The organism is Croceicoccus sp., from assembly GCF_983967925.1.
Map to the genome: position 1 here is coordinate 1 of NZ_CFETID010000055.1, position 7,769 is coordinate 7,769.

The 7,769-nt window shown below is 66.2% G+C and carries 5 protein-coding genes; all 5 read right to left on the minus strand.

The window, feature by feature from the left end:
• The coding region (uvrA, locus tag AC4FIJ_RS16195) for an excinuclease ABC subunit UvrA (protein ID WP_490337665.1) at positions 1-2,311 on the minus strand (2,311 nt) is incomplete at its 3' end.
• 112 nt (positions 2,312-2,423) lie between these two features.
• The gene (locus tag AC4FIJ_RS16200) at positions 2,424-3,578 is read right to left on the minus strand and encodes an acyltransferase family protein (RefSeq protein WP_490337666.1); all 1,155 of its coding nucleotides are present in this window, start codon (positions 3,576-3,578) and stop codon (positions 2,424-2,426) included.
• A gap of 244 nt (positions 3,579-3,822) precedes the next feature.
• The gene (locus AC4FIJ_RS16205; protein ID WP_490337667.1) at positions 3,823-4,008 is read right to left on the minus strand and encodes a GIY-YIG nuclease family protein; all 186 of its coding nucleotides are present in this window, start codon (positions 4,006-4,008) and stop codon (positions 3,823-3,825) included.
• 93 nt (positions 4,009-4,101) lie between these two features.
• A complete protein-coding gene (gene prsR, locus AC4FIJ_RS16210) occupies positions 4,102-5,481 on the minus strand; it encodes a PEP-CTERM-box response regulator transcription factor (protein ID WP_490337668.1) in 1,380 nt (459 codons plus the stop codon).
• Entirely contained in the window at positions 5,481-7,613 is a 2,133-nt protein-coding gene (gene prsK / locus AC4FIJ_RS16215) for an XrtA/PEP-CTERM system histidine kinase PrsK (RefSeq protein ID WP_490337669.1), read from the minus strand. The genes prsR and prsK overlap by 1 nt, the downstream gene beginning before the upstream one ends.
• Positions 7,614-7,769 lie beyond the last annotated feature (156 nt).

Genomic DNA, 7,769 nt, shown 5'->3' on the forward strand with positions numbered 1-7,769 from the left:
GGCCGTCGCCCTGGCACGCCTCGCACCGGCCGCCCTTGACGTTGAAGCTGAAGCGACCCGGCTTGTACCCGCGCGCCTGCGATTCCGGCAGGCCGGCGAACCAGTCGCGGATATTGGTGAAGGCGCCGGTGTAGGTCGCCGGGTTCGAGCGCGGGGTGCGGCCGATGGGGGACTGGTCGATCTCGATCACCTTGTCGCAGTGGTCGAGGCCGGTGATCTTCTGGTGCGGCCCGGCGATGACGCGCGCGCCGTTCAGCGCCCGCGCCGCCCCGGCATAGAGCGTGTCGATGGTGAAGGACGACTTGCCCGATCCCGACACGCCGGTGATGCAGGTGAAGGTGCCGAGCGGGATCTCGCCCGTCACGTCCTTGAGGTTGTTGGCGACCGCGCCGTGGACGGTGATTTTCTTGCCGTTGCCCTTGCGGCGCTTCTTGGGCACCTCGATCGCGCGGGTGCCGTTGAGATAGGCGGCGGTGAGCGAGTTCTTGGACTTGAGCACCTGTTTCAGCGTGCCTTGCGCGACGATCTCTCCCCCGTGGACGCCGGCGCCGGGGCCGAGGTCGACCACGTGGTCGGCGGCGCGGATCGCGTCCTCGTCATGTTCGACGACGATGACGGTGTTGCCGAGGTCGCGGAGGCGTTTCAGCGTTTCGAGCAGGCGGTCGTTGTCGCGCTGGTGCAGGCCGATGGAGGGTTCGTCGAGCACGTAGAGCACGCCCGACAGGCCGCTGCCGATCTGGCTCGCGAGGCGGATGCGCTGGCTTTCGCCGCCGGACAACGTGCCGCTGGTGCGGTCGAGGTTGAGGTAGTCGAGCCCGACATTGTCGAGGAAGCCGAGGCGTTCGTTGATCTCCTTCAGGATGGCCTTGGCGATCTGCTTCTGCTGGTCGCCCAGCTTGTCTTCCAGTTCCAGGAACCAGCGCTTGGCGTCGCTGACCGAGAGGCGGACGGGGCCCGCGATGTCGGTGCCCGCGACCTTTACCGCGCGCGCCTTTTCGTTGAGGCGGGCGCCGCCGCAGGCCTCGCAGGGCTGTGCGGTCTGGAACTTGCCCAGTTCCTCGCGCATCCATGCGCTTTCGGTCTGCAGCATGCGGCGGTTGAGGTTGCCGATCACGCCTTCGAACGGCTTGTTGACGGTATAGCTCTTGCGGCCGTCCTTGAAGGTCAACGGGACGGGCTTGCCCTTGGTGCCGAACAATATGGCGCTGCGGTGTTCCTCGGCCAGCTCTTCCCACGGGGTTTCCAGTTCGAAGCCGAAATGGTTCGCGAGGCTGGCAAGCACCTGCATGTAATAGGGCGACGGCGGGTTGGACTTGGCCCAGGGCACGACCGCGCCCTTCTTCAGGCTGAGCCCTTCGTTGGGGACGACCAGCTGGGGGTCGAACAGCAGCTTTTCGCCCAGCCCGTCGCACACCGGGCAGGCACCCTGCGGCGCGTTGAACGAGAACAGGCGCGGTTCGATGTCTTCGATGGTGAAGCCGCTGACAGGGCAGGAAAAGCGTTCGGAAAAGACGATGCGGTTGGCGGGAATGCCCGCGCCTTTCAGATTGCCGCCTGCTTGTTCCTCGCCCTCGCGGCCCGGCACCACACCGTCTGCAAGATCGACATAAGCGAGGCCGTCGGCCAGACGCAGCGCGGTTTCGAACGAGTCCGCAAGGCGCGTCTCGATCCCCTCGCGCACGGCGAGGCGGTCGACCACCACCTCGATGTCGTGCTTGAACTTCTTGTCGAGCGCGGGGGCGTCCTCGATCTGGTGGATCTCGCCGTCGATGCGGACGCGGGTGAAGCCCGCCTTCTGCCATTCGGCCAGTTCCTTGCGGTATTCGCCCTTACGGCCGCGCACGACGGGGGCCAGCAAATAGGCCCGCGTCCCCTCGGGCAGGGCCATCACGCGGTCGACCATGTTGGAGACGGTCTGCGCCTCGATCGGAAGGCCGGTGGCGGGCGAATAGGGCACCCCCACCCTCGCCCACAGCAGGCGCATGTAGTCGTAGATCTCCGTCACCGTCGCCACGGTGGAACGCGGGTTGCGGCTGGTGGTCTTCTGCTCGATCGAGATGGCGGGCGACAGCCCGTCGATATGCTCGACATCGGGCTTGTGCATCATCTCCAGGAACTGGCGCGCATAGGCGCTCAGGCTCTCGACATAGCGGCGCTGACCCTCGGCATAGATAGTGTCGAAGGCCAGGCTCGACTTGCCCGAGCCGGAGAGGCCCGTGATCACGATCAGCGCATCGCGCGGCAGATCGATGTCGATTCCTTTTAGGTTATGTTCGCGCGCGCCGCGCACCGAAATGGTCGTAAGGCTCATGAAGCAGGGATGTTCCGAATTTGTTCTTCCGCGTCAAGCGGGCAATATGGGCTTGTCCGCCATTTGGGGGCCGAAGGTGCAGGTTACAACGCCCGCGATCCGTTCCGCCCGCTCAGCGGCGCTCCATGGCCAGGTTCGGCGCGATCTCCTCGCCCGCCAGCCTGCGCGACAGCCAGCGATAGGCGGGCTGTTCGATCAGATGATGCGCCAGCATGGCGGCCACCACCGCCAGCACCATGGCGAAGGGGATCATCCACCAGCGCACCGGACCGGCCAGCATCTCCGCGCTTTTGAAGACGGCGGTCGCGACGGGAATATGCACCATATAGAGCGCGAAGGAGATCGTCCCGCCATAGACCGCCAACGGTCCCGTCAGAAAGCGGAGCACGCCGGCCCTCGCGCTGCCATCGGCCCCGCGCGCCGCTTCGGCGACGGCAAGGATCAGCAAGGCCAGCAGGAACACGCAGCTGATCCGCCATTGCAGCGCCGCGGTGATCAGGATCAGCACCGGGATCAGGCCCAGCACCCATTTGCGGCACAGGATGGCAACCGGCCCCGCCGCGCCGAACCGGTACATCGCGATGCCGAGGATGAATTCGGGCAATATCCGGTACCAGCCGAAATTCGAATGCAGCGAGAAGAAGGGGAAGCCCAGCAAGGGCTCTGCCGCGGCCGCCATCGCGAACAGCAACACCGCCGCGGCGAACAGGCAGGTCGCCGCCGAGATGCCGCGCATGCGCCCCAGCAGCCATGCCGTCAGCAGCGGGAACAGCATATAGGCCGTCCATTCGGCGCTGATCGACCAGCTGGGGAAGTTCCACGCGGCGGCGTCCTGCGCCTGCCACGCATGGACGAGGCCGAGATTGAGCACGAACTGGACGGGGGAGTAACGCTCGGGATTGGGCAGCGTGAGGCCCGCGAGCGAAGTGGCGGCGACCAGCGCGAGATAGAACAGCAGCGTGGCGAGATGCAGCGGATAGATCCGCGCAAGGCGCTTTGCGTAGAACCGCCTCAGCCTCAGCCGCCCCTCCGCCAGTTCGCGTCGATGTGCATGAGTGAGAATGAAGCCGCTGAGGATAAAGAAGAAATCCACGGCCAGATCGCCCTCGGCCAGGATCGGAATTTGCAGCAGCGGCGCGCCGGGCGGCGTCAGCCACCAGACATAATGGAAGAGCACGACCCAGATGGCGGCCACGAACCGCAGCGAGGTCAGCGCCGGAATGTCGGAAGGATAGGCACGGATCGCTTGGGTATCAGAATTCGTCATGGAGCCTCCGCCGAGGGCCGATGCGCGTCTGATTACCGGTTGTTCAGCATTTCCTGTCCGAAGTCACCAGGAAATTGTTGCAGGTGCGAAAAAGCTGCGCGTCTTATTGCAGGCGCGAAAACGAATAGTGTCGTGCGGGTGCGCGAAGGGGCGGCAGTGATCAGAAATTCGTCGCCTGAATTCGGCACAGGCGAAGGCCCGGAGCCGCATTACGCGACCCGGACGCTTCGCACTGCCGTGTGAATCAATGCATCTGGCGGCTTTCGAGATCCCATTCGCGGATGCGGTCGTCGAGCCGATGAATGCGGCGTTCAAGCCGTTCGGCGTCGCTCCTGTCGCCATGATCGTGCGCCATCGCCAGCATCTGCTTTGTTTCCTCGCGATAATATCGCAAGCCGCTCAACATGCAGTTTTTCAGGATGTCTTCCACGCTCGCTCTCCCATTATGTCGAACGTGGTACCATACTTATCCACAATAGCCCAATATTGCATTCGCCAAACCGAAGAATAGTATCGGCAGGCGTCAAGTAGAAAGGTCGTATTGCTTCATCAGGTCATAAAGCGTCGGTCGGCTGATACCAAGCATACGCGCGGTTGACGAAATATTGCCCTCGCTGCGCGCCAGTGCCTGCCGAATCAGTTTCCGATCCGCCTGTTCGCGCCCCGCCTTGAGGTTGAGCGCAAGTGCCAGTTCCTCGCCCGGTTCGGCGAGGTCGAGATCCTCGGCGCCGATCAGCCTGCCGTCGGCCATGATGACCGCGCGCTTCACCCTGTTCTCAAGCTCGCGCACATTGCCGGGCCAGTGCCATGCGTCGATCGCGGCCAGCGCATCGGGCGCGAAACCACGGACATGCGGGTTCATCTCGGCTGCGAAGCGCGCGAGGAAATGGCGGGCGAGCAGCGGCGCGTCGCCCGATCGTTCGGCCAGCGGCGGGATGGTAACGACGACTTCGGCCAGCCGGAAATACAGATCCTCGCGGAAAGTGCCGCCCGCGACGAGGGTCGGTAGGTCGCGATTGGTGGCGCAGACGATGCGCGCGTCGACGGGGATTTTCCTGTCGCTGCCCATGCGTTCGACCGCGCGCGTTTCGATGAAGCGCAGGAGCCGGGCCTGAAGCGCGGGCGGCAGATCCCCCATCTCGTCGAGGAACAGCGTGCCGCCGTGCGCCATCTCGATCCGGCCCTCGCGGTCGGAATGCGCGCCTTCGAACGCGCCCGCGGCATAGCCGAACAATTCGCTTTCCAGCAGATGTTCAGGAATCGCCGCGCAATTGATCGCGACAAGGGCGGACCGCGCCCGCGCGCTGGCGGCGTGAAGGCCGCGGGCCAGCAAGTCCTTGCCGGTGCCGCTCGCGCCGATCAGCATGACCGACACGTCTGCGCAGGCGATGCGCTCCACCGTGCGGGCGGTGCGGATCATTTCGGGCGCGCCGGTGACCAGATTTCCCAGCACGGTCGCATCGTCGCCCGCCCGCGCGGCAAGGCGGCGGTTCTCCGCCTCGATCCCCGCCAGATGGAGCGCGCGGCGCACGATCAGGGCCAGTTCCTCGATCTTCACGGGTTTGCGGTAGAAATCATAGGCACCCCGCGCGATGGCCTGCATCGCGCTTTCGACCGCGCCGTGGCCGCTGGCGACGATGACCTTGGTGTCGGGCTTCAGTTCCATGATCGCGTCGAGCACGGCGAAGCCCTCGCTCGTCCCGTCGGGATCGGGCGGCAGGCCAAGGTCGAGCGTGACCACGTCGGGTTCGTGCTGGCGCAGCGCGGCGATGGCGGCTTCGCGGTCGCCGACGCAGGTGACGTCGAATTCGTCCCATGCCCATTTCAGCTGGGTGGCGAGGCCGGGATCGTCCTCCACCACCAGCAGGCGGGGTTTTGGCGTGGGTGCGGGCTTGCTGGCCATCAGGCGACCTTTCGCGGCATGGCGGCTGCGCCATCGGCCAGTGGCAGCCAGATGGTGAAGCGGCTGCCCTCGCCTTCGCGGGAGTGCACCTCGAGCCGGCCCTTCATCGCGCGGATCATCTCGCGCGCCTCGAACGCGCCGATGCCGAAACCGCTGGCCTTGGTCGAGACGAAGGGGGCGAACAGCTGGCTGCGGACGAATTCGGCGGACATGCCGCAGCCGTGGTCCGCGATCTCGATCCCCGCCATGTCGTGTTCGCGGCGAAAGGCGATGGTGACGGGCGCATCGGGCGGGCTGGCGTCGATGGCGTTCTGGACCAGATGGCGCAGCACCTGCTCCAGTCCCTCGCGGTCGGCCTGTATGGTAAAGCCGTCGGCGCGTTCGATCCGGATCCGGTCGCCGAAGGGGCCGGTGCGGCTCTGCGCGCCGAATATCTGCCAGGCGAGGTCCTGCGGGCAGAGCGCCTCGCTGCGCCCTTCCCCCTTGGCGCCATAGCGCGACAGGCGCGCCAGCAGCGCCTCCATCCGCCCGGTGGCGTTGCGCAAGGTGACCAGCATGTCGGCGCGGAAGGCGGGGTTCTCGATATGCTTTTCCGCATTGCTGACCGTCAGCCCAAGCTGGCTGGCAAGGTTCTTGATGTCATGCATGACAAAGGCCATGCGGCGGTTGAATTCCTCGAACCGCGCGGCTTCCAACAGGGCGCGCTGGGCGGATTGTTCGGACAGGTGCACCGCCAGTTGCTGGCCGATGATGCGCAGCAGGTCGTGGTCTTCCCAGTCGAGCTTGCGCGCAAAGGCCGGGCGGGCCAGCACCACGGCGCCTTCCATCCGTCCGTCGAGCAGCAGCGGGACCAGCACCCATGCCTTCGCCTCGTCCAGCAGCCATGCGGGCATGCTTGCCGCGATGGGGGCGGCGGCTTCCCCGCGCAGCGCGTCGAGCGTGAGCACGTCCTCGGCCTGTTCCATGTCCGAGACAGTCGCCTTTGGCAGTGCCGCGGACGGGATATCGATGTCGGGCCACTGCCAGCGCGCGGCCAGCGTGAAGTCGCCGTTACCCTCCCCGTCCCCGTCGTCACCCGCGCAAAGCAGCAGGCCGGCGGGGCTGTCGACGATCTCGGCCAAGGTCTGGATTGCGCGCGGGCCCAGCGGCGCCGCCCCGCCCCCGTGCGCGCCCATCAGCCGCGAGAAGCGCAGCCATTCGGCGCGGTAGTCGAAGCGGTGGCGGAACAGGTTGCGCGTAATTGCCTCGCGGATCATGGCCCTGAGGCCGGAGGAAGCGAGCAGCACGCCGATCAGCATGGTCAGGACGATGGCGACGAACTGGCTGGCCACGCCCATGTCGATGTCGAACGCCGTCAGCAGGGTTTCGAGCGCGAATATGCCCAGCAGGTAGAACGCGATCAGCAGCAGCGACAGCGACTGGAAGGTGACCGAGCGCGACGGGGCAAAGCGGCGTTCCGGCTGCGCGCGGGCATCGCGGTAGAGCAGCACCGCCGCTACGCCCCACGCCAGCCCGCGCACCGCCAGCATCGCCGGCGGCGCCTCGCCCGCCAGATAGGTGAAGGCATGGAAGTTCAGCTCGAACCCCCAGCCCAGCGCCAGCGCGGTGACGATGGGGCCGAGCCTTGTCCTCTGTTCGGGTTCCGCGCCGACGAAGAGATTATGGATCAGCACCAGCATGCCGACGACGAACAGCAGCCGGATCAGCACCGCGACATTCATCACCAGCGCATGCTGGGCGGGCGAATCGAACCATTCGGTCAGGGCCATCAGCGGCAATTGCACCGCCTCGGCCAGGGCCAGCGCGAAGAGCATGGGGCGAAGCAGCGCGAGGCTGGCATGCCGTCCCTCTGCCGAGAGCAGCACGCCGATCAGGGCCAGGAAGGCGAGGTTGCGAAAGCCTTCGACCAGCCATGCGAGGCGGTCGTCCATGTCGGGCGCGACGCCGGTGATCAGCACGATGGCCGCCGCCCCCAGCGCTGCGATGACGATGGCGCGCAGTCCCGCGCTACGGCCCCGGTTCCACAGGATCAGCGGTGCGCTCAGGCAGGCAAAGGCCCCGATGGTCGCGGTGACCGCCGCGGCCGATTCCCAGCCAAGCGAAGCCGTGCCCGCCAACTGCATCGAGGTCATGACGGCCCGCCCTCGAAGCGGGCTGAGGCATTATTGTGCGGCGCGGTTCGATGCATCGCGGCAGACTAGCCGCCGTGTGGTAAACGCGCCGTAAAACGCGCCCTAGCCCGGTTTATTCATGAGGCCGCAGCAGCGAAGTGGATGGGCCTTGATCTG

What these genes read in the sequence shown, in the direction of transcription:
- prsK (WP_490337669.1), bottom strand. Translation starts at nt 7,613, where the DNA reads ATGACCTCGATGCAGTTGGCGGGCACGGCTTCGCTTGGCTGGGAATCG.
- prsR (WP_490337668.1), bottom strand. Translation starts at nt 5,481, where the DNA reads ATGGCCAGCAAGCCCGCACCCACGCCAAAACCCCGCCTGCTGGTGGTG.
- AC4FIJ_RS16200 (WP_490337666.1), bottom strand. Translation starts at nt 3,578, where the DNA reads ATGACGAATTCTGATACCCAAGCGATCCGTGCCTATCCTTCCGACATT.